The 26,252-nt window shown below is 66.3% G+C and carries 22 protein-coding genes; 13 read left to right on the top strand and 9 right to left on the bottom strand.

Translation table 11 applies throughout. The annotated features are described in order from the left end of the window. Nucleotides 1–19 precede the first annotated feature (19 nt). Together FOC84_RS04310 and tex are read right to left on the bottom strand one after the other, a co-directional pair. Complete coding sequence (locus FOC84_RS04310; protein ID WP_173143336.1) at nt 20–526, bottom strand: hypothetical protein; 507 nt, start codon at nt 524–526, stop codon at nt 20–22. Nucleotides 527–804: 278 nt separating this feature from the next. Then, on the bottom strand, nt 805–3,180 hold the full coding sequence (gene tex / locus FOC84_RS04305; RefSeq protein WP_173143335.1) for an RNA-binding transcriptional accessory protein Tex: 2,376 nt from the start codon (nt 3,178–3,180) through the stop codon (nt 805–807). 205 nt (nt 3,181–3,385) lie between these two features. Between tex and FOC84_RS04300 the strand changes: the two genes are divergently transcribed. Continuing rightward, on the top strand, nt 3,386–5,482 hold the full coding sequence (locus FOC84_RS04300; protein WP_173143334.1) for an ATP-dependent DNA helicase: 2,097 nt from the start codon (nt 3,386–3,388) through the stop codon (nt 5,480–5,482). Nucleotides 5,483–5,519: 37 nt separating this feature from the next. On the opposite strand, the gene FOC84_RS04295 is transcribed toward FOC84_RS04300, so the two are convergent. Further along, nucleotides 5,520–6,731, bottom strand: coding sequence for an MFS transporter (locus FOC84_RS04295; protein ID WP_173143333.1), 1,212 nt, complete (start codon nt 6,729–6,731; stop codon nt 5,520–5,522). Nucleotides 6,732–6,816: 85 nt separating this feature from the next. Between FOC84_RS04295 and FOC84_RS04290 the strand changes: the two genes are divergently transcribed. Continuing rightward, entirely contained in the window at nt 6,817–7,758 is a 942-nt protein-coding gene (locus FOC84_RS04290; RefSeq protein WP_173143332.1) for a GlxA family transcriptional regulator, read from the top strand. Between the two features lie 49 nt (nt 7,759–7,807). Here the strand turns inward: FOC84_RS04290 and FOC84_RS04285 are convergent, their stop codons facing one another. After that, on the bottom strand, nt 7,808–8,566 hold the full coding sequence (locus FOC84_RS04285) for an outer membrane protein assembly factor BamD (protein WP_254241995.1): 759 nt from the start codon (nt 8,564–8,566) through the stop codon (nt 7,808–7,810). Between the two features lie 137 nt (nt 8,567–8,703). Here FOC84_RS04285 and FOC84_RS04280 point away from each other — a divergent pair, with 137 nt between their 5' ends. From FOC84_RS04280 to FOC84_RS04230, 11 genes are all read left to right on the top strand, one after another. Next, nucleotides 8,704–9,702, top strand: a complete 999-nt coding sequence (locus FOC84_RS04280) for an RluA family pseudouridine synthase (protein WP_173143331.1) — start codon at nt 8,704–8,706, stop codon at nt 9,700–9,702. Next, nucleotides 9,690–10,454, top strand: a complete 765-nt coding sequence (gene pgeF, locus FOC84_RS04275) for a peptidoglycan editing factor PgeF (RefSeq protein WP_173143330.1) — start codon at nt 9,690–9,692, stop codon at nt 10,452–10,454. The genes FOC84_RS04280 and pgeF overlap by 13 nt, the downstream gene beginning before the upstream one ends. A 124-nt stretch (nt 10,455–10,578) precedes the next feature. Next, entirely contained in the window at nt 10,579–12,213 is a 1,635-nt protein-coding gene (gene phaC, locus FOC84_RS04270; RefSeq protein ID WP_173143329.1) for a class I poly(R)-hydroxyalkanoic acid synthase, read from the top strand. Nucleotides 12,214–12,290: 77 nt separating this feature from the next. Further along, complete coding sequence (phbB, locus tag FOC84_RS04265; RefSeq protein WP_173143328.1) at nt 12,291–13,028, top strand: acetoacetyl-CoA reductase; 738 nt, start codon at nt 12,291–12,293, stop codon at nt 13,026–13,028. A gap of 117 nt (nt 13,029–13,145) precedes the next feature. Further along, nucleotides 13,146–13,712, top strand: coding sequence for a polyhydroxyalkanoate synthesis repressor PhaR (gene phaR / locus FOC84_RS04260; RefSeq protein WP_173143327.1), 567 nt, complete (start codon nt 13,146–13,148; stop codon nt 13,710–13,712). Between the two features lie 144 nt (nt 13,713–13,856). Then, nucleotides 13,857–14,927 carry a linear amide C-N hydrolase gene (locus FOC84_RS04255; protein ID WP_173143326.1) on the top strand — a complete coding sequence of 357 codons (1,071 nt, stop codon included), beginning with the start codon at nt 13,857–13,859 and terminating at the stop codon, nt 14,925–14,927. A gap of 166 nt (nt 14,928–15,093) precedes the next feature. Then, on the top strand, nt 15,094–15,630 hold the full coding sequence (locus tag FOC84_RS04250; RefSeq protein WP_173143325.1) for an iron transporter: 537 nt from the start codon (nt 15,094–15,096) through the stop codon (nt 15,628–15,630). Nucleotides 15,631–15,632: 2 nt separating this feature from the next. Next, nucleotides 15,633–15,986, top strand: a complete 354-nt coding sequence (locus FOC84_RS04245; RefSeq protein ID WP_173143324.1) for a cupredoxin domain-containing protein — start codon at nt 15,633–15,635, stop codon at nt 15,984–15,986. Nucleotides 15,987–15,999: 13 nt separating this feature from the next. Then, complete coding sequence (locus FOC84_RS04240; protein ID WP_173143323.1) at nt 16,000–16,851, top strand: FTR1 family iron permease; 852 nt, start codon at nt 16,000–16,002, stop codon at nt 16,849–16,851. Between the two features lie 40 nt (nt 16,852–16,891). Beyond that, nucleotides 16,892–18,289, top strand: coding sequence for a 4Fe-4S binding protein (locus tag FOC84_RS04235; protein ID WP_173143322.1), 1,398 nt, complete (start codon nt 16,892–16,894; stop codon nt 18,287–18,289). A 78-nt stretch (nt 18,290–18,367) separates the two neighbouring features. Beyond that, nucleotides 18,368–19,240: a PhzF family phenazine biosynthesis protein gene (locus FOC84_RS04230; protein WP_173143321.1), complete on the top strand. Its 873-nt coding sequence runs from the start codon at nt 18,368–18,370 to the stop codon at nt 19,238–19,240. A gap of 106 nt (nt 19,241–19,346) precedes the next feature. Here FOC84_RS04230 and FOC84_RS04225 read toward each other — a convergent pair whose 3' ends face one another. The 5 genes from FOC84_RS04225 to cphA (FOC84_RS04205) form a co-directional block, all read right to left on the bottom strand. After that, nucleotides 19,347–19,685, bottom strand: coding sequence for a BON domain-containing protein (locus tag FOC84_RS04225; protein WP_013392352.1), 339 nt, complete (start codon nt 19,683–19,685; stop codon nt 19,347–19,349). Between the two features lie 69 nt (nt 19,686–19,754). Continuing rightward, nucleotides 19,755–19,919 carry a DUF1328 domain-containing protein gene (locus FOC84_RS04220; RefSeq protein ID WP_006389411.1) on the bottom strand — a complete coding sequence of 55 codons (165 nt, stop codon included), beginning with the start codon at nt 19,917–19,919 and terminating at the stop codon, nt 19,755–19,757. A gap of 27 nt (nt 19,920–19,946) precedes the next feature. Next, entirely contained in the window at nt 19,947–20,147 is a 201-nt protein-coding gene (locus FOC84_RS04215; protein ID WP_173143320.1) for a CsbD family protein, read from the bottom strand. A 599-nt stretch (nt 20,148–20,746) separates the two neighbouring features. Continuing rightward, nucleotides 20,747–23,317, bottom strand: a complete 2,571-nt coding sequence (cphA, locus tag FOC84_RS04210; RefSeq protein ID WP_173143319.1) for a cyanophycin synthetase — start codon at nt 23,315–23,317, stop codon at nt 20,747–20,749. A 62-nt stretch (nt 23,318–23,379) separates the two neighbouring features. After that, nucleotides 23,380–25,995, bottom strand: a complete 2,616-nt coding sequence (gene cphA / locus FOC84_RS04205; RefSeq protein WP_173143318.1) for a cyanophycin synthetase — start codon at nt 25,993–25,995, stop codon at nt 23,380–23,382. Nucleotides 25,996–26,252 lie beyond the last annotated feature (257 nt).

Below are 26,252 nucleotides of genomic sequence, written 5' to 3'. Positions count from 1 at the left end.
GCAACGCCGGCCCGGCTGCTTAGGCGGCGCGGGCGTTGGCCACGATGCGCCCGTCGCGTACCTGGAAGCGCTGGGCGCTGCCCTGGCCGGCGATTTCGAGCATGTCGCCTTCCGTGTAGCCCGTCACGTTCGGGCAGTCCAGCCATTCCGGATTGATGAACGGGAAGTACTTCAGCATGCCGCTGCCCTGGCTGGCGAAATCGAAAGTGGTGTTGGCGACCACTTCCGGATCCCATTGGCTGGCGTCGAAGGTCAGCGCGCAACCCGCGCCGATGCGGTAAGTGATGCTGGCCCCCATGCTGGCGAATCCCAGCGCGCCGACGTGCAACTGCGCGCCATTGCTCAACTCGATGACACGGCTGCCCAGCCGCTCCAGCGTGATGTGCTTGAAGCTCACTTCGGCGCCGTCGACTAGCAGGTGCGAATACTGGCCCAGGGTGATTTCGCTGTAGGCGCCGCTGGCGTTGGCTTGTTCGGCGGTGATGGTTGCCGTTTCATTGGCGGCAAGCGTGATGGTATGGGGCATGGCTGGGCAGATCTCCGGTCGTTCGGGGCAGGGCGCTGTCGTTCTTGTGCTGCTCCCCGGCAGGCGCTGCGCGCCATGGCTCGCCTGTTCGCGGGGGGCTTGTGTCGCTTTGCGGCCTGGCGCCGCCGGGTCTTATTATTTAGACACAATTAGATATTTTCTATCATTTTTGATAGTTGCGGCTTGAGCGAACACAAGTAAGGCATCGTTTTACGGGTAAGCCCTAGGTAAAAAAAACCGGCGCACCAGGCGCCGGTTTTTCGTGGAGCGACGGTCGCTCAGCGCTTGAGCTTGGCGAACGCGTCCGCCATGGCGCTGTTCATGCCGGCGGCGGCCCCGGAACCGCCGCGGCCGCCGTCGCCCTGCGGGCGGCGGTTGCGGTCGGCGCCCTTGGGCGCGTCGCCGCTGCGGCGGGCGGGAGCGGCGGTGTCGTTCATGCGCATGGTCAGCGCGACGCGCTTGCGCGCCGCGTCCACTTCCAGCACCTTCACGCTGACCGTCTGGCCCACGCGCACGACGTCGCGCGGATCCTTCACGAATTTCTCGGCCAGGGCCGAGATGTGGACCAGGCCGTCCTGGTGCACGCCGATGTCCACGAACGCGCCGAAGTTGGCCACGTTGGTCACGACGCCTTCCAGCACCATGCCCGGGTACAGGTCGTTCAGGGTCTCGACGCCTTCCTTGAACTGCGCCGTCTTGAACTCCGGACGCGGATCGCGGCCGGGCTTTTCCAGTTCGGCGAAGATGTCGCGCACCGTCGGCAGGCCGAAGCGCTCGTCGGTGAAGTCCGACGGCGACACGCCCTTGAGGGCTTCGCGCTGGCCGATGATCTGCTTCACCTCGGCCTTGATCTTGGCGACGATGCGCTCGACCACCGGATAGGCTTCGGGGTGGACCGACGAGGCATCCAGCGGGTTGTCGCCGTTGGGAATGCGCAGGAAGCCCGCGGCTTGTTCAAACGCCTTGTCGCCAAAGCGCGGCACCTTGCGCAGGATTTCGCGGGTGGGGAAGGCGCCGTTCTCGTCGCGCCAGGCGACGATGTTCTTGGCCAGCAGCGAATTCAGGCCGGACACGCGGGCCAGCAGGGCGGCCGACGCGGTGTTCACATCCACGCCCACGGCGTTCACGCAATCCTCGACCACGGCGTCCAGCGAACGCGCCAGCTCGCGCTGATTGACGTCGTGCTGGTACTGGCCCACGCCGATGGCCTTGGGATCGATCTTGACCAGTTCGGCCAGCGGATCCTGCAGGCGGCGGGCGATGGACACGGCGCCGCGCAGGGTGACGTCCAGGTCGGGGAACTCCAGCGCGGCGGTTTCGGACGCGGAATAGACGGAGGCGCCGGCTTCGGAAACCACCACGCGGGTGACCTTCAGGTCCGGGAAGCGTTCCATCATGTCGCCCACCAGCTTTTCGCTTTCGCGCGAGGCGGTGCCGTTGCCGATGGCGATCAGGTCGACCTTGTGGCGGGCCACCAGGGCGGCCAACGTGTTGATGGTGCCTTCGCGGTCGCGGCGCGGTTCAAACGGGTAGACGGTGGTGGTGTCCACGACCTTGCCGGTCTGGTCGATCACGGCGACCTTGCAGCCGGTGCGGATGCCGGGGTCCAGGCCCAGCACAGCCTTGGGGCCGGCGGGCGCGGCCAGCAGCAGGTCCTTCAGGTTGGCGGCGAACACGCGGATGGCTTCGGCTTCGCCGCTTTCGCGCAGGCGGCCGACCAGCTCGCTTTCGAATGCCGTCAGCAGCTTCACGCGCCAGGTCCAGCGGCAGACTTCGCCCAGCCAGCGCGCGCGCGGCGTGGCGTCCAGCGCGAATAGGCCATTGCCCAACTTGAGGAAGCCGGCGATGCGGGCCACGCAGGGATGCGGCGTCTGCGCTTCCAGCTCGGCTTCCAGCCCCAGGCGCAGCTCCAGCACGCCTTGCTGGCGGCCGCGCAGCAACGCCAGGATGCGGTGCGAGGGCAGGGTGCGCAGCGGTTCGTTGAAGTCGAACCAGTCGCGGAAATTGGCGCCCTCGGTTTCCTTGCCGTCGACCATCTTGGAATGGATCAGGCCGGTGGACCACAGGTGTTCGCGCATGTCGGCCAGCAGGTCCGCGTTTTCCGCGTAGCGCTCGGCCAGGATGTCGCGCGCGCCGTCGAGCGCCGCCTTGGCGTCGTTGATGGACGCTTCCGGATTGAGGTATTGCGCGGCCAGCGCCGCGGGGTCGCAGGCGGGATCGGCCAGGATGCCATCGGCCAGCGGCTCCAGGCCCGCTTCGCGGGCGATCTGGGCGCGGGTGCGGCGCTTGGGCTTGTACGGCGCGTACAAGTCTTCCAGGCGCTGCTTGGTGTCCGCCGTGGCGATTTCCTGCTGCAGCCCGGACGTGAGCTTGCCCTGCTGCGAGATGGATTCAAGAATGGCGCCGCGGCGCTCTTCGAGTTCGCGCAGATAGCCCAGGCGCACTTCGAGGTTGCGCAGCACGGTATCGTCCAGGCCGCCGGTGGCTTCCTTGCGATAGCGGGCGATGAAGGGCACGGTGGCGCCATCGTCCAGCAGTTCCACCGCCGAGGCGATCTGGGAGGCGCGCGCGCCCAGCTCGGTGGCGAGCTGCGCGACGATGCGGGCGTTGTCGACGCCGGCGGCGACGTACGTGATAGCGGAAGTTTCAGACATCTCGATACGACGACAAAAAGGAAAAACAAGGGGCGGATTGTGCCATAAGCCGCTGTTACAAAACGTGCCAGGGTGGGCGGATATGTCCCCCTTGCGGCGGCATGGCGGCCAATCCGCGGCCCGGCAGCAGGTATCATTTGGTCCTTTCCCACACAAGTGTCTGGCGCCCGAACCGCAACTGGCACCGGTTCACCGTTGACTCGCTATGCTGGACCTGGATATCTCCGAATTCTTCGACGCCGACGGCCCTTTGGCCACGGCCTTGCCTGGCTACAAGCCGCGACCTTCGCAGATCGAACTCTCGCAGGCCATAGGGCAGGCCATCCAGGACCGCTCCACCTTGGTGGCCGAGGCGGGCACCGGCATCGGCAAGACCTGGGCCTATCTTGTACCCGCCTTCATCCAGGGCGGCAAGGTGCTGATTTCCACCGGCACGCGCACGCTGCAGGACCAGCTTTTCGCCCGCGACCTGCCGCGCGTACGCGCCGCGCTGGCCGCGCCAGTGACCGCCGCGCTGCTCAAGGGCCGCGGCAACTACGTCTGCCATTACCACCTGGACCGTCTGCAGGGCGACGAGCGCGCCTTGAAGTCGCGCACCGAGATCCAGCAGCTGCGCCAGATCCAGGTTTTCGCCGGCATCACCAAGACCGGCGACCGCAGCGACCTGGCGCAGGTGCCTGAAGACGCCGACATCTGGCAGCGCGTGACCTCCACGCGCGAGAACTGCCTGGGCCAGGAATGTCCGCGCATCCGCGACTGCTTCGTGGTGAAGGCGCGCCGCCAGGCCCAGGAGGCCGACGTGGTGGTCGTCAACCACGCCCTCTTCATGGCCGACCTGGTGTTGCGCGAAGAAGGCGTGACCGATCTGCTGCCCGAAGCGGACACCGTGATCTTCGACGAAGCGCACCAGTTGCCGGACACCGCCACCCGCTTTCTGGGCAGCAGCGTGTCCACGCACCAGCTGCTGGATTTCGGCCGTGCGCTGGAAGCAGCCGGCCTGGCCTATGCGCGCGAAGCCGCCAAATGGAGCGACGTCAGCCGCCACGTGGAAACGGCGGCGCGCGAGCTGCGCCTGGTCTGTGCGCCGCTGGACCGGATGCCGGGCCGCAAGGCGACCTTCGAGGCCATCCCCAATCCCGAGGAATTCGACGAGGCGCTGATGGCGCTGCGCGAGGCCGTGGACGGCGCGGCGAAGGCGCTGGGCGCGGTGGCCGAAAAGCACCCGGACCTGATGGCCGCCGCGCGCAGCGGCGCCGAGATCTCGGTGCGCCTGAAGCGCTGGGCCACGCCGGGTCGGGCGGGCGCGGACTATTCCGAGGAAGGCTGGGGCCGCGACGACCAGGCGCCCGAGCCTGCGCTGCAATCGGCGCTGGGCGACGGGATGTCCACGCCTGTCGCCATCCTGGAGGGCGCAGCCGCGGCGGCACAATGGACCGGCCCGGCGGTACGCTGGGTCGAGCACGGGCAGCATCACGTGCGCCTGCATTCGGCCCCGCTGTCGGTGGCCCAGGCTTTTTCCAAGTACCGCAAGCCGGGCCAAGCCTGGATCATGACCTCGGCCACCTTGTCCGTGAACGGCGAGTTCACCCACTTCACCAGCCAGCTGGGGTTGGAAAAGGCGCGCACGGGCAAATGGGAATCGCCCTTCGACTACCCCGAACAAGCCCTGCTGTTCGTGCCGCGCGGCATGCCCGAACCGCAATCGCCGCAGTTCCTCGATCGTTTCGTGCAGACGTTGCTGCCCTTGCTGGAAGCCAGCCCAGGCGGCACGCTGGTGCTGTGCACGACGCTGCGCGCCGTGGACAAGGTTGCAAGCCTGCTGGCCGACGCCTTTGATGATGCCGGCCATGAATGGCCCTTGCTCAAGCAGGGCGAGGGCACGCGGCGCGACCTGCTGGACCGCTTCTGCAAGCTGGAGCATCCCGTGCTGGTGGGCAGCGCCAGTTTCTGGGAAGGCATCGACCTGCCCGGCGATGTGCTGACGCTGGTGGCGATCGACAAGCTGCCGTTCGCGCCGCCCGACGATCCGGTCATCGAGGCGCGGCTGCGCGCCTGCCGTGCGCAGGGCGGCAATCCCTTTTCGGAGTACCAATTGCCCGAAGCGGCGATTTCGCTCAAGCAGGGCGCCGGCCGTCTGATCCGCACGGAATCGGATTGGGGCGTGCTCATGGTGGGCGACGCGCGGCTGGTCGAAAAGCCTTACGGCAAGCGCCTGTGGCGCGGATTGCCGCCGTTCGCGCGGACCCGCGAACTGGAAGAAGTGCTGGCGTTCTACCGGCGCAAGCAGGAAGCGCAGGACTAGCAGCCGCCCGCGTCGGCGGGCGGCTCTGCCGGCCATGTCAGGCGGCCACCTGCTCCGTTCGACGCGATAGCGCCCACCATCCCGTCATCACCGCGGCCAGGCCTACGATGGGCAGCATGGCGGCATTCAGGGTTTCCCAGCCCATCCGCGCCAACGCCGGTCCGGCGGCCAGCGTGGCCAAGGCGGTGGTGGCATAGCGCAGCATTTCGGCGGCGCCTTGCACCCGCGCCCGTTCGGCGGGGCGGTAGGACTGGGCCAGCAGCGTGGTGCCGCCGACGAACATGAAGTTCCAGCCCACGCCCAGGCAGAACAGCGCCGCGTGGAAGGCCGCGAGCGAAGTCGATTGCATCGCGATCACCGAGCAGGCGGCGTTCAGCGCCATGCCCATGCCGAGCACGCGGGGCAACCCCAGCCGGTTGATCAGCGCGCCGGCGAAGAAGGCCGGCGCATACATGCCGATCAGGTGCCACTGCATGATGCTGGCGCCGTCGGCGATGCTGTGCTGGCAGGCCACCGCGGCCAGCGGCGCGGCCGTCATGACGAACATCATCGACACCGAACCCACGACGTTGTTGGCCAGCGCCGCCACGAAAATCGGCTGCCGCATGACCTCGCCCAAAGGACGTGCCGGCAGGCCCGCGGCCTGCGTGTCGGCGGGCTGGCCGCCATCGCCTTCCTGGTCGCGATAGGCGATGAGCAGCAAGGCGCTGGCCGCTCCCAGCAGGGCCACCATCAGATAGGCGCCGGAAAAGATCGCGGCGGGGAAAATGTCCTTGGCCCAGGCCGCCAGCGCCGGCCCCGCGATGGCGGCGATGACGCCGCCCGTCAGGACCACGGAAATGGCGCGGCTCTTGGCTTCGGCGGGCACCGCGTCGGCGGCGGCCAGCCGGTAGTACTGCGCGAAGGCCTGGAACACGCCGACCAGCGCCGTGCCCAGGCAGAAGAACCAGAAGTCGCTGGCGAAGACCGCGCCCACCGAAATCAGGCCGCCGGCCGCGCCCGCCAGCGATCCCAGCATGAAGCCCGCACGGCGGCCGATGCGCTGCATGAGCAGCGATGCATACCAGGTGACGGCGGCGCCCGCCACCGTGATCAGCGCGAAGGGCAGCGTTGCCAGCGCCGGATGCGGGGCCAGCATCTGGCCGGTCAGCGCCGTCAGGGTCAGGTCGATGGAGATCGCCGCGATGTACAGGCCCTGGCAGATGGCGAGAATGCGGGAATTGCGCAGGCCGCGCGAGGAGGAGGTCATGGCTGAGGGAGTCCGGAGGATTGACAGCCCCCACTCTAGCGTCGGACAATTTGGCAAGAATGACTATTTTCCCTCTTTTCATGCCATGACCCATCGCGTCTGCATCCTGCCCGTGCCCAACTTCCAGCTGCTCGACATGGCCGGGCCGCTGTCAGTCTTCCAGATCGCCGCCGAACTGGTGCCGGGCGCCTACGAGGTGGCGGTGGTGTCGGCCGAGGGCGGCCTGGTCCGCTGCTCGGCCGGCGTGCCCGTGCAGACGCGGCCCTGGCGTGGGCTGCGCGCCGATACCGTGCTGGTGCCTGGCGGGCAGGGCGCGCGCGAACCTCGGGCGGCCCCCGCCATGCTGGCTTATCTGCGCGCCGCGCATGCGCGCGGCCGGCGCGTGGCCAGCGTCTGCACTGGGGCTTTCGTGCTGGCGCAGGCTGGCATCCTGCAGGGGCGCCGGGTGACCACCCACTGGCGCCATGCCGCCGAATTGCAGCAACGCCATCCGGCCCTGGCGGTGGAGGCGGACCGCATCTATGTCGAAGACCGCGCGGTCTGGACCTCGGCGGGCATCACGGCGGGCATAGACCTGGCGCTGGCCATGGTGCAAGCCGACCACGGCGAGGCGGTTGCCCGCGCCACCGCCCGCGAGATGGTGGTTTATCACCGGCGCACGGGCGGGCAGTCGCAGTTCTCGGCGCTGCAGGATCTGGCGCCGGCCAGCGGGCGCATGCGCGAGGTGCTGGCCCATGTGGGCCAGCACCTGGACGAAGTCCTGGACATCGAACGCCTGGCCGGCGTGGCCTGCCTGAGTCCGCGCCAATTCTGCCGCCAGTTCAAGCTGGAAACCGGCCAGACCCCGGCCAAGGCCGTGGAGCGCGTGCGCGCCGAGGCTGCCCGCGAACTGGTCGAGGAGGGCGAGGCCGGCCTGGATGCGATCGCGCGCCGGGTGGGTTTTGGCGATACGGAGCGCATGCGCCGCGCCTTCATCCGCATTTACGGGCAGCCGCCGCAAGCCCTGCGGCGCGGCGCGCCGGCATAAAAAAAGCCCCTGCGCGGCAGGGGCTTTCTTCGATGCAGCGACCGTTACGTCAGTTGAACGGGTTCCACCAGCTCTTGTCGGCCTTCAGGCCCTTGGTCTTGAAGTCGCTGTTGGGGAAGTTCTTGTCGTACACGCGCTGCGAGTCGTTCTTCAGTTCGGTCAGGCCGAGCTTGTCGTAGGACTCGACCATCAGATAGAGCGCTTCCTCCGTGGCGGGGGCGCCTTCGAAGTCGGTGATGACGGTCTGCGCGCGGTTGGCCGCGGCCACGTAGGCGCCGCGCTCGTAGTAGTAGCGGGCGACGTGCACTTCGTTCATGGCGATGGTGTTGACCAGCCAGGCGACGCGCTTCTCGGCATCCACCGCGTACTTGCTGTCGGGGTAGCGCTTGATCAGCTCGTTGAACGCGTCGTAGGACGCGCGCAGGCCCTTGGGATCGCGCTCGGCGGGATCCTGGCCGGTGATGCTGCTCATGAAGGCGCTGGCCGGGGTGAAGTTGATCAGGCCCTTCAGGTAGAGGGCGTAATCGGTGCCAGGATGGTTGGGGTAGAGCTGCTGGAAGCGGTCGATGGCAGCCAGGGCCTGCTCGTTTTCGCCGTCCTTCCAGTTGACGTAGGCAAGCTCGAGCAGTGCCTGCTGTGCGTAGACGCCGAAGGGGTAGCGGCTTTCGATCGCGGTCAGGCGTTCGCGCGCTTCCTTCCAGCCGCCGGAAGACATTTCCGCCTTGGCGTCCGCGTAGAGCTGTTCGGCGCTCCAGTTGGTGGTCTTGTCATACTTGCTGTTGGTCGAGCCGCAACCGGCAATGACCATGGCGGCAAACAGCGCGATAACCACGCGCAAGACCGGCCCGCTTCGGGAGGCGGGATTCGAGGGAGCTGCGGAGTGGTGAATCACGAGAATCGTATCCTTGGTGTTAGCATGCAAGGCTGATTATATGATTTGTCTCCATGTCTGATATAGCCTCCGGCGCGGATCTCATTTCCGACGACGAACTCCTGGGTATTTCCGAAGAAAATCCCCGGGGGGAGCCGCAATTTGTAACAGTGCCTTCCGGCACGCGCGCCGACCGGCTGGACAAGGTGCTGGCCGGGTTGTTGCCCGAACATTCCCGCGGCCGGCTGCAGGGTTGGATCGAGGCCGGCAACGTCCACGTCAACGGCAAGCCCGGCAAGGTCCGCCAGACGGTCGGCCCCGACGATGAGCTCACCGTCTGGCCCCAGCCCGCACCCGAAGCCCTGGCTTTTGCGCCCGAACCCGTGGAATTCGCGGTCGTGGCCGAAAGCCCCGACTGGATCGTGGTGAACAAGCCCGCGGGCCTGGTGACGCATCCCGGCGCCGGCAACTGGAGCGGCACGCTGCTCAACGGCCTGCTGTACCGCTATCCCGAGCTGGCGCAGGTGGCGCGCGCCGGCATCGTGCACCGCCTGGACAAGGACACCTCCGGCCTGATGGTCGTGGCGCGCAACGAAACCGCGCAGACGCATCTGGTGCGCCAATTGCAGGCGCGCAGCATGGGCCGCGAGTACGTGGCGCTGGCCCATGGCTGGCTGGCCGCGGCCGGCAAGGTCGACCGTCCCATCGGCCGCGATTCGCGCGTGCCGGTGCGCATGAGCGTGGAGCGCCCGGTTGCGCCCAAGCCTGCCATTACCCATTACCTGCCCGCCCGCCGCGGCGAGGCGGATCCCGGAGGCCGCGTCACCGAAGTGGTGTGCCGCCTGGAAACGGGCCGCACGCATCAGATCCGTGTGCACATGGCCAGCCTGGGGCATCCGCTGGTGGCCGATACGATCTACGGCGGCAAGAACATTGCGGGCGCGCAGCGGCAGATGCTGCATGCGCGCGCGCTGCATTTCGAAGATCCGGGCGGCCGCGGCGAAGTCGAGTTCGCCGCGGCCGTGCCTCCCGACATGAGCTTGGTCCAGGAAGCGATTGCATGGAACGCGTAGCGGCCGGCCTGCCGGTGGTGACAGGCCCGGAATGGGCGGGCGTGAATTATTTCTGCACGACCCGGGCAGGGGGCGTCGGCGTCGCGCCGCACGACACCTTGAATCTGGGCCGCCGCGCCGGGGATGATCCGGACACGGTCGTTGAAAACCGGCGCCGCGTGCGCGCCGCGCTGCCGGCCGAACCCCTGTGGCTGCGCCAGGTCCACGGTAGCGAAGTGGTGGACGCCGATCAGGCGGACCTGCCGGACGAGCCGGCGGTCGATGCCAGCGTCACGGCGCGGCCTGGCCGAGTGCTGGCCGTGATGGTGGCCGACTGCCTGCCGGTGGTCATCGCCGATGCGCAAGGCACGGTGCTGGGCGCGGCGCATGCCGGCTGGCGCGGCCTCTCGGGCGGCGTGCTGGAACACACGCTGGCCGCCATGCGCGCCAAGGCGCCGCAGGCTTCCGGCTGGCGCGCATGGGTCGGGCCGGGCATAGGCCCGCAGGCGTTCGAGGTGGGCCAGGACGTGTTGGACGCCTTCTCCAAGGACGATCCGGCAACCCTGCGCTACTTCAACCCGAGGCCCGGACTTTCCGGAAAATGGCTGGCCGATCTCGCCGGATTGGCTGATTTCCGCCTGCGCCGCGCCGGGGTACAAGAGGTGTCCTTGAGCGGGATATGCACGGTGGCCGGGGCCGATCGGTTCTTCTCGTACCGCCGCGACGGCGAAACCGGACGCATGGCTTTGCTGGCCTGGCTCGGCCCGGTTTGATCTGACGCAAGGCCTGCGGCAGGCCTTGCGGCATACCCTGTCAGGCCTCCTTGTATACCCGCATTGACAGTCCCGGACCCGGAATGCAACATCAATCGCGTAGTTTCGATAACAAGGTGTCGAAGTGAATGCCAATCTCTCCGCAGGGCCCATTCCGGTGAGCGTGGCACCGGAAGTCCTGGCCGACATTCAGGCCGAATTTTCCCGCGAGTGGCAGCGCCTTTGCGATGACGCCCGCCGTGGCGCGCTTGCGCCGCTGTCAGACCGCCGCTTTTCGGGCGATGCCTGGGCCTCCCATCATTCGCATCTGTTGCTGGCGCATACCTATCTGCTGTCGGCCCGCGCCATGTCGCGCATGGTCGATGCGGCCCAGGTCAGCGAGCCCATGCGCGACCGCCTGCGCTTTTCCATCATGCAATGGGTCGACGCGCTGTCGCCGTCGAACTTCCTGGCGCTGAACCCGGATGCCCAGCAATCCATCGTCGAAAGCGCCGGACGCGCGCTCAACGAAGGGCTGGCCAATCTACTGGGCGACGTCAAGAAAGGCCGCATCACGCAGACGGACGAATCGCAATTCGAGATCGGCCGCAACGTTGCCGTCACGCCTGGCGAAGTGGTGTTCGAGAACCGGCTGTTCCAGCTCATCCAGTACGCGCCGTCGACCGCCACCGTGCACGAGCGGCCGCTGGTCATCGTGCCGCCGAACATCAACAAGTTCTACATCCTGGACCTGCAGCCCGAGAATTCCTTCGTGCGGCACGCGGTGGACCAGGGTTATACGGTGTTCCTGATTTCCTGGCGCAATCCGGTGTCCAGCGATACCGACGGCGTGGACCGCGCGACTTGGTCCGATTATCTGGACGACGCGGTGCTGCAGGCGCTGCGCGTGGCCAGCGACATCACCAAGCAGCCGCAAGTCAATGCGCTGGGCTTCTGCGTCGGCGGCACGATGCTGGCCTCCGCGCTGGCCCTGGCCGAGGCGCGCGGCGAGCATCCCGTGGCTTCGTTGACGCTGCTGACCTCGCTGCTCGATTTCCACGATACCGGCATCCTGAACGTCTTCGTCGACGAGGCCCACGCGCTGCTGCGCGACCACCAATTGGGCCAGGGCGGGCTGATGCCCGGGCGCGACCTCGCCACCACGTTCTCGTTCCTGCGGCCCAACGAACTGGTCTGGAATTATGTGGTCGGCAACTATCTGAAAGGCCAGAAGCCGCCCGCGTTCGACCTGCTATTCTGGAATGGCGACAGCACCAATCTGCCCGGACCGTTCTTCTCCTGGTACTTCCGCAATACCTACCTCGAGAACAACCTCAAGGTGCCGGGCCGTGCCCAGGCCGCGGGCCTGCCGCTGGACCTGACGCGCCTGGAAATGCCGGCGTACATCTTCGGGTCACGCGAGGACCATATCGTGCCCTGGGTCTCGGCGTATGCGTCCACCCAGGTGCTGCGCGGACCGCAGCGTTTCGTGTTGGGAGCATCCGGCCACATCGCGGGCGTGGTGAATCCTCCGGCCAAGAAACGCCGCAGCTATTGGGCGGCTGACAAACTCGAACAGTCGGGCCATCATCTGCCTGGCGACCCGAACACATGGTTCGCCCAGGCCGTCGAGACGCCGGGCAGCTGGTGGCCCGATTGGGCCGGCTGGCTGTCGGGACATTCGGGCAAGCAGGTCAAGGCGCGTGAAAAATTGGGCAATGCCAAGTACCGGCCGATAGAGCCGGCGCCTGGCAGGTATGTGAAAGTCCGGGCAGCCTGAAACCGCGATCAGCGGTGAGGCCCAGACAAGAAGAAGGTTAATCAACGAGGCGTCCGTCGCACACAGGAGGAAGTCCAATGAGCGGAAAACTGGCTTACGTTACAGGCGGGATGGGCGGTATCGGCACCTCTATTTGCCAGCGCTTGGCCAAGGATGGCTTTCGCGTGGTGGCAGGTTGCGGCCCTAGCCGCAACTACCAGCAATGGCTGGATGAGCAGGCAGCGCAGGGCTATACGTTCTACGCGTCCGTGGGCAACGTGTCCGATTGGGACTCCACGGTAGAGGCTTTCGAACGGGTCACGAAGGAACTGGGCCCGGTCGACGTGCTGGTCAACAATGCGGGCATCACCCGCGACGGCTTGTTCCGCAAGATGAGCGCCGACGATTGGCGCGCGGTTATCGACACCAACCTGAACAGTCTGTTCAATGTGACCAAGCAGGTCATCGAAGGCATGGTCGAGCGCCAGTGGGGCCGCATCGTCAACATCAGCTCGGTCAACGGGCAGAAGGGACAATTCGGCCAGACCAACTATTCCACGGCCAAGGCCGGCATCCATGGCTTCACCATGGCGCTGGCTCAGGAAGTGGCCAGCAAGGGCGTCACGGTCAACACGATTTCGCCCGGCTACATCGGCACTGACATGGTCCGCGCCATCCGTCCCGACGTACTGGAAAAGATCGTTGCCACCATCCCGGTTCGCCGTCTCGGCACGCCGGAGGAAATCGCGTCCATGACGGCGTGGCTGGCCTCGGACGAGTCCGGTTTTTCGACGGGCGCTGACTTCTCGCTCAACGGCGGCCTGCACATGGGCTGACGCATCGCGGGCCGCCCGCGGGCGGCCCGTCGGTACCGGAGGGCCTCAGGGAGAGGGCCCTCCGGATTACACTAACCCTATCCGAAGCCTTAGAGATCGCCCGATCCGGGGATGACCATGACGCAAGCACAAACCGGCGCCAGCCTGCGCCTGATTAAAAAGTACCCCAACCGTCGTCTGTACGACACCCGGACCAGCACCTACATCACCCTGGCAGATGTCAAACAACTGGTTCTGGCAAACGAGGAATTCCAGGTCGTCGACGCCAAGAGCAGCGAAGACCTGACGCGTAGCATCCTGCTGCAGATCATCCTCGAAGAGGAAAGCGGCGGCATGCCCATGTTCTCGTCGAACATGCTGTCGCAGATCATCCGTTTCTACGGCCATGCCATGCAGGGCATCATGGGTTCCTACCTGGAAAAGAACATCCAGGCCTTCATGGAAATCCAGCAGCGCATGGCGGAACAGTCCAAGGGCCTGTACGGCAGCCAATTCGGCCCCGAGGCCTGGACCCAGTTCATGAACGTGCAGACGCCCATGCTGCAGAACATGATGAACAACTACATTGACCAGAGCAAGAATCTGTTCGTGCAGATGCAGGATCAGATGCAGGATCAGACCCGCGCCATGTTCTCGACCTTCCCGTTCCAGCCGGGCGGACCGCAAGGTCCTGGACGCAAGTAGCGGCGGGGCTGCGCCAGGCGCGGCCTCATCGATCAGCACCCCAAAAGCCGGATAGCAATCCGGTTCTTGGGGTGTTTTTTCATCATCGCGCACCGGCCCTCGTTTGCGCGGCATTCAGAAGAACAGATTCCCAGGAGTGCAAGCATGAGACTGAACCAGGCTGTTTCCCGCTTGGCCTGCGCGGCATTGGCCGGACTGACCGCCCTGTCCGCGCCGTCTGCCGCTTGGGCTTGCACCCGCGTGGTCTTTCATGGCGCCAACGATCAGGTGGTCACGGCGCGTTCCATGGACTGGAAGAACGACATCACCAGCAACCTGTGGGTGCTGCCGCGCGGCATGGCGCGCAGCGGCGAGGCTGGTCCGAATTCCCTGCGCTGGACCTCGCGCTACGGCAGCGTCGTCACGTCCGGCTATGACGTCTCCACCACCGATGGCGTGAACGAAGCGGGCCTGAGCGCCAATCTGCTGTGGCTGGCCGAATCGCAGTACCCGCCATTCGATGCCAAGAGCAAGCCCGGCCTGACCATTGCCGCGTGGGCCCAGTACGTGCTGGACAACTACGCCACCGTGAAGGAAGCCGTGGCGGCGCTGGAGCAGGAGCCCTACACCATCGTCTCCGACAATGTGCCGGGCGAGGACCGGCTGACTACGCTGCATCTGTCCATTTCGGACGCCAGCGGCGACAGCGCCATCATCGAATACATCGGCGGACGCCAGGTGATCCACCACAGCCGCGACTATCAGGTGATGACCAACTCGCCTCAGTTCGAGCAGCAGCTCGCGCTCGATGCCTATTGGCAGCAGATCGGCGGCACCACCATGCTGCCAGGCACCAATCGCGCGGCCGATCGATTCGTGCGGGCCTCGTTCTACATCAACGCCATTCCCAAGGACCCCGATCCCAACAAGGCGCTGGCCAGCGTCTTCAGCGTCATCCGCAACGTGTCGGTGCCCTATGGCATCAGCACGCCCGGGCAGCCCAATATCTCGTCCACGCGCTGGCGCACCGTTTTCGACCACCAGCGCAAGCTGTACTTCTTCGAATCGGCCCTGACGCCCAACACATTCTGGGTGGATCTCAAGGCCCTGGATTTCAGTCCGGAAAGCGGCAAGGTGCTGAAGCTGGATCTTGGTCCGGACCAGCGCCACACGTTTGCGGGAGACGCCACGCGCGCTTTCCAGCCCTCGGCGCCGTTCAAGTTTCTCGGGCTCTGAAGGGGCGGGCCAAACCGCTTTCACCGCTTGATCAAACGCAATGATCCGCAGATTTTCCTGGCGTCAGGTTCAGGGTTCTGTCAGTTGATTTAGTTACATTAATGAAAACGGTTCTTGTTTGTATTTTACGAACCGTCGTCTCATTCGTGTCTCAAGGATTATGCACATGATCAAGAAAGCCTTGGCCCTGGCCATTGTCGCCCTGAGCGTTTCCGCCGCGAACGCGGCCGAATACCCCATCGGCAAACCGGTGGAAAAGGGCGGCATGGAAATCGGCGCGGTGTACCTGCAGCCGATCGAAATGGACCCCCCGGGCATGATGCGCCCGGCCAAGGATTCGGATGTGCACCTCGAGGCCGACATCCACGCCACCGCCGGCAACAAGACGGGCTTCCCCGAAGGCGAGTGGGTGCCTTATCTGGTCGTGAAGTACGAAATCCAGAAGGTCGGCAGCCAGAACGTGCAGAAGGGCACCTTCATGCCCATGGTCGCCAACGACGGTCCGCACTACGGCGAGAACGTCAAGCTGGAAGGCCCGGGCAAGTACAAACTGAAGTACACGGTGCTGTCGCCCACCGCGGACAAGATGAGCCACTTCGGCCGCCACATCGACAAGGAAACCGGCGTGGGTCCGTGGTTCGAACCCTTCGACCTCGAATATGAATTCGTCTACGCCGGCACCGGCAAGAAGGGCGGTTACTGATCGTGCGCAGCCTGCTACGCCTTGCCGCCGCGTTGCTGATCGGCCTGGCCGGCCTGGCCGGCGGGGCGCCCGCGCAGGCTGACGAACTGCCCACGTTCACGCTGAGGTTCAAGCCGGACGGCACGTTCGAGCCCGCCACGCTGGAAGTGCCGGCGGGCCGTTTCAAGATCGAGCTCATCAACGAGAGCAACGAGCCGGTGGAATTCGAAAGCATTCCGCTGCGCAAGGAAAAAGTCCTGGGACCGGGCGTGAAGTCCTTTGTCGTGATCACGATTTCCCGTCCCGGCGAGTATCCATTTTTTGATGACTTTCACCAGAGCGTGAAAGGCACCTTGGTCGTCAAGCCCAAGGACTAAGCGGTAGCAATATATGGAACAGGTCCTCTTTATCGTCTGGCGTGAAAGCGTCGAAGCCATGCTGGTGGTGGGCATTCTCTACACCTGGCTGCGCTCCACGCCCGAGGGCAAGCGCGGCCTGAACTACCTGTGGGGCGGCGTCGCGGCAGGCCTGGCGCTGGCCGTGGCGCTGGCGCTGGTGCTGCTGGGCGTGTCCAACTGGCTCAGCGACGAAGGCCAGGAATGGTTCCAGGCCATCATGTCGCTGGCCGCTTGCGCCTTGGTGGTGCAGATGGTCGTCTGGATGAAGAAGCACGGCCGCACGCTCAAGGGCGAACTCGAAGGCGGTGCGCGGGCTTCCGTCGCCAGCGACAACTGGTGGGGCCTGTTCGTGCTGGTGGCGATCGCCGTGGCGCGCGAAGGCAGCGAAACCGTCGTATTCCTGTACGGCACGGTGTCGGCGGGCGAGGGCGGCAGCGACATGCTGATGCTGGCGCTGGCCGGCGTGGCCGGTTTCGTGGTGGCGCTGCTGACATTCTGGCTGCTGCAATTGGGTGGCAAGCTCATCACTTGGCGCCGCTTTTTCCGCGTGACCGAAATCCTGTTGCTGCTGTTGGCCGGCTCGTTGCTGGTGGGCGGCCTGGACCATCTGATTTCGCTGGACGTGCTGCCGACCATCGTGGATCCGGTCTGGGACAGCTCCTGGCTCTTGAGCGACAGCACCGGCGTGGGCAAGATCCTGGCCGACTTCGCCGGCTACCGCGCCCTGCCTGCGCTGACCTCGGTGCTGTTGTGGGTGGCTTACTGGATCATCGTCTGGGCGCTGCTGCGCTGGGTGGGAGGCAAGCCTGCCAAGGCTGCCACCGCGGTCCGCAGCGCTTCCTGAACCCCGACTATCGCCGGACTGAATATTTGAAGGTTTGACCATGGCAGCTGCACTCGGGAGGGCAACCTCCCGTATCGCCGACTTCCTCCGTGACCATGCCCCGCTGTTGCGCAAGCTGCAGTGGGGCATTGTTGCGATGTACGCGTTCCTTTTGATCGTGCCCGCGATCCTGCCCTTGCCCGACAACGCGGCCTCGGTGTTCAACAACTTGACCATCGTTGCGCAGTTCGCGTTCTGGGGCGTGTGGTGGCCGTTCGTGCTCATCTCCATGCCCATCCTGGGCCGGGCCTGGTGCGGCTGGCTCTGTCCTGAAGGCATGCTGACGGAATGGGCCAGCGAACGCGGCCAAGGGCGCGCCATTCCGAAATGGATGCGCTGGGGCGGCTGGCCGTTCGTCGCGTTCGCGCTGACCACGGTCTATGGCCAGTTGGTCAGCGTGTACCAGTATCCGCTGGCGGTGCTGGCGGTGCTGGGCGGGTCCACGGTGGCGGCCATGATCGTCGGCTGGCGTTACGGCCGTAGCAAGCGCGTGTGGTGCAAGTACCTGTGCCCGGTCAACGGCGTCTTCAATCTGCTGGCCAAGCTGGCGCCCTGGCACTTCAAGGTTGACGAAGAAAAGTGGCGCCATCCGGTCATCCGCATCGAACCCATCAACTGTGCGCCGCTGGTGCCGCTGCGCCACATGAAGGGCGCGGGCGATTGCCATGTCTGCGGACGCTGCAGCGGCTATCGCGGCGCGATCGAACTGACGCCGCGCTCGCCCGAAGAAGAAATCGTGCATGTCACCCACGGCGACCCGTGGCAGACGGCGCTGCTGTGCTTCGGCCTGATGGGCATCGCGATCGGCGCCTTTCTCTGGAGCGCCAGCCCCTGGTATGTGACCGCCAAGCAGTGGGCCGCGACCTGGCTGGTCGAGCACGACATCATGTGGCCGCTGCTGGACAACGCGCCCTGGTTCATCCTGACGCACTACCCGGAAGTGAACGACAGCTTCTCGTGGCTGGACGGCGCGGGCATCCTGATGTTCGTCGTCGGCGCCACGATTTGCGTCGGCGGAGCGAGCTTCCTGTCGCTGTGGATCGCCGACCGCCTGGCGCCCGCCGCGCCCCTGCCCGGTGAGCCGGCCACGCGTTGGGGGCGTCCCGGCCTGCACAAGCTGGCGCAGGCCCTGATTCCTTCGGCCGGCATTGGCGTCTTCCTGGGCCTGTCGGCCACCACGGTCAATCTGCTCAAGCACGAAGGGATGCAGGCCGCCTGGGCCGCGCCCGTGCGCTTCACGCTGCTGAGCCTGGCGGTGCTGTGGACGCTGCGCCTGTATGCGCGCCTGCTCAAGCCGCGCGTGGCGAGCGGCTGGCGCAAGGGGCTGGCCTGGCTGGTGCTGGCGGCCGGCCTGGCGCCGTTCTGCCTGGCCTGGGTATTGTTTTTCGCGGTCTGGTAGCCCGGGTCCGAGGCTTGCGATAAAGTGAGGCGCGCGCCGGCCCAGGCCGGCGCAACGTTTTCAACTATCGCTACCGCCATGGCCTCCTACGCATTCCGACTGCTCAACGTCTTCGCTTCCTCCACCTTCAGTGGCAACCAGCTTTGCGTGTTCGAAGACGCGCGCGGCATGGACGACGCCACCATGCTGAACCTGGCGGCGCAATTCAATCTCTCCGAAACGACCTTCATTCTGCCTTCGACCAAGGCGGCGGCGCGGGTGCGCATCTACACGCCGGGTTTCGAGATGAAGTTCGCGGGCCATCCCACTATCGGCACGTCACAAGTCGTGCGGGACCTGCGGCAGACGGGCGACGCGTTGGCGCTGGAGTTCGCCGCCGGCGTGGTGCCGGTGACGGCGCGCGGCGATGCCTGGACCTTTACCGCGCCGTGTCCGGACGGCGTGCGCACCGCCGCGCCCGCGCTGGAACGTGCCGAGATCGCCAGCCTGCTGGGCCTGGATGCGAACGATCTGCTGGGCGATCCGATATGGCTGGACACCGGCGCCGACCAGTTGCTGGTGCCGCTGGCCAGCGTGCAAGCCGTGCGCCGCGTTGCCCCCGACGCGTCCCGGCTGGACCGCTGGCAGGCCAACAGCCTGGGCCGCAAGGTCATGTACGCGTTCGCTTTCGACGACAGCCGCCAGCAGGATGGCCGGCAGGTCGTGGTGGCGCGCTACTTTTACGTCAAGGCGGGTGGCGGCGTGAACGAGGACGCCGGCACGGGGTCCGCCTGCGCCAATCTGGGCGGGTGGCTGCGGCACCAGAAGCGTTCCTTGCCCGCCAGCATCCTGGTGGAGCAGGGCGACCAGATGGGCCGGCCCTGCCGTCTGCTGCTGGACGTCCTGGCCGATGGCCGGATCCAGGTGGGCGGGCGCGCGTTGGAGATAGGCAGGGGCGTGGTCGATATCTGAGTGTTGGGGCTACCGTCTGGAAGGCGGCCCAAAACCAAGCGGCGCCCGTGTCCGACACGGGCGCCGCTTGGTCTTTCAGGAAAGGGCTTGAGCAGCCCGGTCGGGCTTACTTCTTGTTCTTGGCCGGGTCGACCTTGATGTTGTTCATCACCTGTTTCACGCCTTCGACGCCGCGCGCCACGGTGGCGGCATGATCGGCTTCGGCTGCGGTGCCGACGGTGCCTGTCAGCTTGGTGACGCCCGCATTGGTCTCCACGGCGATGTCCAGCGCGCTCAGCTGTTTGTCGGCCACGATGGCGGCCTTGACCTTGGTGGTCACGGTGGCGTCGGACGCGTATTCACCCACGGATTGTTTCGGCTTGCCGTCGTCGGCGGCAAAAGCCATGGAAGTGAAGACGGCGCCCGTGCCCAGTGCGGCGGCGGCGATCAGCTTGCGGAATTCCATAGTCATGCTCCTTGTTAGTGGTTCAGCGCGTCGGGGCGCGAGGATTGCGTGGTGTCTTGGGTGCGAGTTCTATTTCTTGCGGAATGCGCCGCCGAGGATGGACAGCAGCGCCAGTACCAGAAAGACGAAGAACAGGATCTTGGCGATACCGGCAGCGCCGGCGGCGATGCCGCCGAAACCCAGGACAGCGGCGATGATGGCAATGACGAAGAAAACGACGGCGTAGTGCAACATGTCAGCTTCTCCTGGTGGTTGATCGGATCAAGGATTGCGGTCGAAGAAGTCGCGGACTTCCTTTTCCGCCTGTTCGCGGGTCTTGCCGTAGCGCTCCTGGATCAGGCCCGCCAGACGTTCGGCGTTGCCTTCGCTGCGGGTCAGCTCGTCGTCGGTGAGCTCGCCCCAGGCGACCTTGGCCTTGCCTGCCAGTTGCTTCCATTTGCCAGCGATGATGTCGTTGTTCATGGTGACCTCTCCTGTTGCTTGCGCCATCCGGTTTGCGGCCTGTAAACCGGGCTGTCGCGGTTGAGTGGGACACTGATCAGCTAGAGCCTGTCGATATAGAAGATGTCGTGCAGGCCATGCATTCACCGTACGAGCCATGCGGCATGGCCGTCAAACCAGGCTGTGGGCAAATGTAACGGCCGTCAGTCTGCAAAAAGCCCTGATTTCCGGCGAGGCGAGGTTGCAGGCGCACTAGATGTGGCAGTTACATTCCGGCAATGTCTTGTCCTCTTTTGAGTGGGGCTGGTAACCGGATCTGCGGCTGCCGCCGGGGCGGGCGCGGCTGGCTTGCGGGCGGGCGCGACGGTATAGTCATGGCGGAACCGGCAACCACGTTCGGCCGCAGAAAAAGGAAGAGGAACCCGCATGACGCAACGACTTTGCAGCGCTATCTTGCTGACGCTGGCCGCGATGACGGCGATGGGATGCACGCACGTGACGGACCGCTATCAGGCTGCCGCGCCCGTGGCGTCGTCCAGCAGCTGATCGGCGCGCGCTGACGCAAACGCAAACGGGGCGCCCAAGGGCGCCCCGTCTTCACTTCGGGAGCCGCGTACGGCTCAGGCTTGCGCGATGCGGCGCGCGATGTGATCCAGCGCCTCTTCGACCTGGTCGACCAGGATCAGGCAAAGGTCGCCGGCGCCCAGGCGCGTCAGCGCCGTGTCGATGGCGAGAAATTCGCCGTGGATCTCTTCGACATGCTTGCTGCGCGTGGCGTTGACCAGGCCCTGCTGCAGCAGCGCCAGCACTTCGCCATCGGCGCGGCCGCGTTGGCACTGGTCCTGGTAGAGCAGCACGTCGTCGAAGGCGTCGCCGAGGATCTCGGTCTGCATCCGGATGTCTTCGTCGCGCCGGTCGCCCGCGCCGCTGATGACAACGGAGCGCCGCTTGGCGGGCATGGCGTCCACCGCGCGCACCAGGGCCAGGATGGCGTCGGGATTGTGGCCGTAGTCGGCGATCACCGTGGCGCCGCGGTAGTCGAACACGTTGAAGCGTCCGGGCGCGGTCTGGGCATCGTTGACAAAAGTGGCCAGGCCGCGGCGGATGACGTCCGTGTCCAGGCCCAGGGCCCAGGCGGCGGCGATCGACGCCATGGCGTTTTCCACCTGGAAGGTGATGGCGCCGTTGCGCGTGAGCGGAATCGAGGCCAGCGGGTAGCGGGTCTCTTCGGCGCCTTGCGCGGTGACGATGGAGTCGCCGTCGCGGTACACGCAGCGCAAGCCTTGGGCGCGGTGCGTGGCCAGCACGGGATGGTTGCGGTCCTCGGCGAAGTAGGTGATCGAGCCCGGGCAGCTCGCGGCCATTTCGGCCACGATGGGGTCGGCCGCGTTCAGCACCGCGGTGCCGCTCGGATACACGTGCTGCACGATCACGCGCTTGACCACGGCCAGGTCTTCGACCGTGCTGATGTAGCCCAGGCCCAGGTGGTCGCCCATGCCGATGTTGGTGACGATGGCCACGTTGCAGCGGTCGAAGGCCAGGCCCTCGCGCAGGATGCCGCCGCGCGCGGTTTCGAACACGGCCGCGTCCACGTCGGGGTGCATCAGGACGCTGCGGGCGCTGCGCGGGCCGCTGCAGTCGCCCGTGTCGATGCGCAGGTTGTCGACGTAGACGCCGTCGGAGTTGGTCATGCCGACGCGGTTGCCGGCCACGCCCAGGATATGGGCGGTCAGGCGCACGGTGGTGGTCTTGCCGTTGGTGCCGGCGACGGCCACCACGGGGATGCGGCCGTCGTCGCCGTCCGCGTACATATTGGCGATGATGGCGTCGCCCACGGCGCGGCCCTTGCCGAACGAGGGATTCAGGTGCATGCGCAGGCCGGGCGCGGCGTTCACTTCCACCACGCCGCCGTGCTGGTCTTCCAGCGGATAGAGCACGCTTTCGGCCACCACGTCCACGCCGCAGATGTCCAGCCCGATCATGCGGGCCGCCGACACCGCGCGCGCGGCCATCTCGGGGTGCACCTCGTCGGTGACGTCGGTGGCTGAGCCGCCGGTGCTGAGGTTGGCGTTGTTGCGCAGGAAGATCAGGGTGCCGGACGGCGGCACGGAGTCGGCGTCGAAACCCTGCTTCTTGAGGGTCGCCAGGGCGATGTCGTCGAAGCGGATCTTGGTCAGCGAGGTCGCATGGCCATCGCCGCGCAGCGGGTCCGCGTTGACCTGGTCCACCAGTTGGCGGATGGTCTGCACCCCGTCGCCGGTGACTTGCGGCGGATCGCGGCGCGAGGCCGCGACCAGCGCGCCGCCCACCACCAGCAGGCGGAAGTCGTGGCCGGGAATGTAGCGTTCGACGATGACTTCGGAGCTGATTTCCTCGGCCACTTCAAAGGCCTGGATCACGCGTTCGCGCGTTTCGATGTTGACGGCGACGCCGCGGCCCTGGCTGCCGTCGCGCGGCTTGACCACGACCGGGCCGCCCAGCTCTTCGGCCGCGGCCCAGGCTTCTTCCGCGGTGGTCACCGAGCGGCCCATGGGCACCGGCACGCCGGCCGAGTCCAGCAGCATCTTGGTCAGGTCCTTGTCCTGGGCGATGGATTCGGAGATGGCGCTGGTCAGGTCGGTTTCGGCGGCCTGGATGCGGCGCTGCTTGCTGCCCCAGCCGAACTGCACCATGCTGCCCTGGGTCAGGCGGCGGTAGGGGATGTTGCGGGCGGTGGCGGCGTTGACGATGGAGCCGGTGCTGGGCCCCAGGCGCACGTCTTCGTCGAGCTCGCGCAGGCGCTTCAAGGCATCGGCGAGATCGAAGGGCGTGTCGTCCAGCGCGGCGCGCACCAGCACTTGCGCCAGTTCCATCGCCAGCATGCCGACTTCTTCTTCGCTGTACTCGACCACCACCTGGAACACGCCGGGCTCGATGGTGGAGGCGGTGCGGCCGAACGTGACGGGGCAGCCGGCGTGCGCCTGCATCGTCAGGGCCACGATCTGCAGCACGTGCGCGATGGAGACCGCGCCCTGATGGCCTTCCGGACGCAGCAGCCCGGTCTGGGGCAGCCGCGCGCGCAGGCGCGCTTCGAAGTCAGGCAGGTTGTCGATGGAGCATTCGGCGTCGGCGCAGGAAACAATGGCCTCGATCGCGGTGTTCTTGCTCCACAGATTGGGGCCGCGCAGTGCTCGGATACGGGAAACTTCCATGGCAGGTATTCCTGTCTAGCTCACGCGCGCCCGCGCTTGGGCGAGGGCGCGCGCAGATATTGTCAGTATTGCTGAATCCAGCGGCGGACCAGGTCGATGGTGGGACCGGAGAAGGCTTCGTCGGACTGCAGCAGGACGAAGTCGCCTGCGGCGATGCGGTCGAGCTGGCTCTGGATGGCCTTGCCGTGGTCGGGTTCGTCGTGGATGTCCTTGACGCGGGAGCCTTGCTCCAGGCCTTGGCGCAGCAGCGCGCGCGCCTCGCCCGCGGGGCGCTTGCTGCGCACGGTCAGGTCGTCGTAGAGCACCACGCGGTCGAAGGCGTCGCCCAGCAGCTTGCCCTGTTCGATCAGGTCCGCGTCGCGGCGGTCCGCGCCGGCCGAATAGACGGCGGCGCGCGTGGTCGACGGGAACTGGTCGATGGCGGCGATCAGGGGGCGCAGCGCCGAGGCGTTGTGCACATCGTCGACCACCACGGTGCTGCCGTTGCGTTCGAACAGCGTGAACTGCCAGGGCGCGTCGGCCTGGTCGATGTCGAAGGTTTCGATGCCGGCTCGGATCAGCTCCACCGGGATGTCCAGCGCCCAGGCGGCGCCCACGGCGGCCAGCACGTTCTCGACCTGGAAGGCCACGCGCCCGCCATGGGTCAGCGGGATCGAGGCCACCGTGGCCAGGCGTTCCTCGCGGCTGCCTTGCGCCAGCACGATGCCGCCGTCGCGCACGAACACGGCGCGGCCGTCCTGCTGCAGGTGGGCGGCGATGGCGGGCAGGGCGGGGTCGATGCCGAAGAAGATCACGGCGCCGTCGCTCAGCTCGGCCATTTCCACCACGCGCGGATCGCGCGCGTTCAGCACGGTGGCGCCGCCGGGCAGCACCACGTCCACCTGGGTGCGGAACACGTTGAACATGCGTTCCGTTTCGTTGATGTCGAAGTCGCCGAGGTGGTCGGCGTCGTCGATGTTGGTGACCACGCCCACCTGGCAGCGGTCATAGGCCAGGCCCTGGCCCAGGATCACGCTGCTGTCGTTCTCGATGACGGCGGCGTCCAGGTTGCGGTTCATCAGCAGGCGCGTGCCCGAGGCGAAATCGGCGCGGTCGCCCTTTTGCACCTGGCGGCGGTCCAGATAGAGGCCTTCGCTGCAGGCCAGGCCGGTGCGCTTGCCGGACAGGCTCAGCAGGCGGGCCACCAGGCGCGCCACCACGGTCTTGCCGTTGGTGCCGGTCACGCCCACGATGGGGATGCGGCCAGCGTCGCCTTCGGGGAACAGATGGTCGACGATGGCGCGGCCCACCGGGCGCGGGGTGCCGTCGGCCGGCTTCAGGTGCATCAGCAGGCCGGGGCCGGCATTGACTTCGACGATGGCGCCGCGCTGTTCTTCCAGCGGGCGGGAGATGTCTTCGGCCACCAGGTCCACGCCGGCGATGTCCAGGCCCACGATGCGCGCGGCCAGGGTCACCGTGGCGGCAATGCTGGGGTGCACGCGGTCGGTCACGTCGAAGGCGACGTTGCCGCTGCGCTGCACCAGCACGCGCTGGCCTTCGGGCGGAACGCTGTCTTCCGACAGGCCCTGGCGGGCGATTTCCAGCCGCGCGGCGGAATCCAGGCGCACCGGATTCAGCGGATGGTTCTCGGTGCGGCCGCGGCGCGGGTCGGTATTGATCTGGCTGTCGATGAGTTCGGTGATGGTGGACTTGCCGTCGCCCGTCACCCAGGCCGGTTCGCCGGCGGCGGCGGCCACCATGCGGTCGCCCACGACCAGCAGGCGGTGCTCGTTGCCCAGCACGAAGCGCTCGACGATCACGCCGCTGCCTTCGTCCACGGCCACGCGGTAGGCCGACACCACTTCCTCGCGCGTGGTCAGGTTGGTGAACACGCCGCGGCCATGGTTGCCGTCATAGGGCTTCACGACCACTGGCAGGCCGATGTCCTCGGCCGCTTCCCAGGCGTCGTCCTCGCTGCGCACGAGGCGGCCTTCGGGCACGGGCACGCCGCAGGTCGACAGCAGTTCCTTGGTCAGGTCCTTGTCGCGCGAAATGCCTTCGGCGATGGCGCTGGTGCGATCGGTTTCGGCCGTCCAGATGCGGCGCTGGGCCGAGCCGTAGCCGAACTGCACGAGGTTGCCCTCGAACAGGCGGATATAGGGGATGTCGCGGTCGTCGGCGGCGTCCACGATGCAGGCGGTGCTGGGGCCGAGACAGTGTTTGTCGATCAGGCTGCGCAGCTTGGCGATGGCGGCGGGCACGTCGAAGGGGCGGTCCTCGATGGCGGCCATGACCAGGTCGCGGGCTTCGTTCAGGGCGGTGCGGGTGACCTGTTCCTGCCAGGCGCGCACCACGACCTTGTAGACGCCGCGGGTGGAGGTTTCCCGGGCCTTGCCGAAACCGCCGCGCAAGCCGGCCAGGTTCTGCAGTTCCAGGGTGACATGTTCAAGTATGTGGCCGGGCCAGGTGCCTTCCTTCAGGCGCGACAGGAAGCCGCCCCGGACTCCCGGGCTGCAGCGGTGCTCGATCAGGGTCGGCAGCCATTCCGTCAGGCGTTCGTAAAAGCCGGGGATGGTGTTGGAGGGGTAGTCCTCCAATTCACCGATATCCACCCACGCTTCGAGTACCGGGCGATACGTCCAAATGTTCGGGCCGCGCAAAGCCACGACATCGAGAAATTCAATGTCTTTCTTTTTCATGTTTTAATTTACTGGAGAAGCAGGTTGGCACGCGCGGACGCCCCTATGCAAGACCGCGAATTTATTGGGGTTGCGCCCTTAGAATAATGCCAACGAGTGGGGGATCCCAGATATTCCTAATTAGAAAAATCGGCTGCTACTATACGACGCCTTCAAAGCGTGAAATCGTTATGTTGTAAGGAAGGGACACGTTTGCCGCCAGTCCAGGTTGCGAACCGGTTGCCGCCTAGTAGGGCAGAGTCCTGGCCCGGTATGCG

This window comes from Achromobacter pestifer (genome assembly GCF_013267355.1).
Classification (GTDB): Bacteria; Pseudomonadota; Gammaproteobacteria; order Burkholderiales; family Burkholderiaceae_B; genus Achromobacter; species Achromobacter pestifer_A.
Note: the sequence above shows the minus strand (reverse complement) of the source record. Positions and strands in the feature narration are given on the sequence as shown.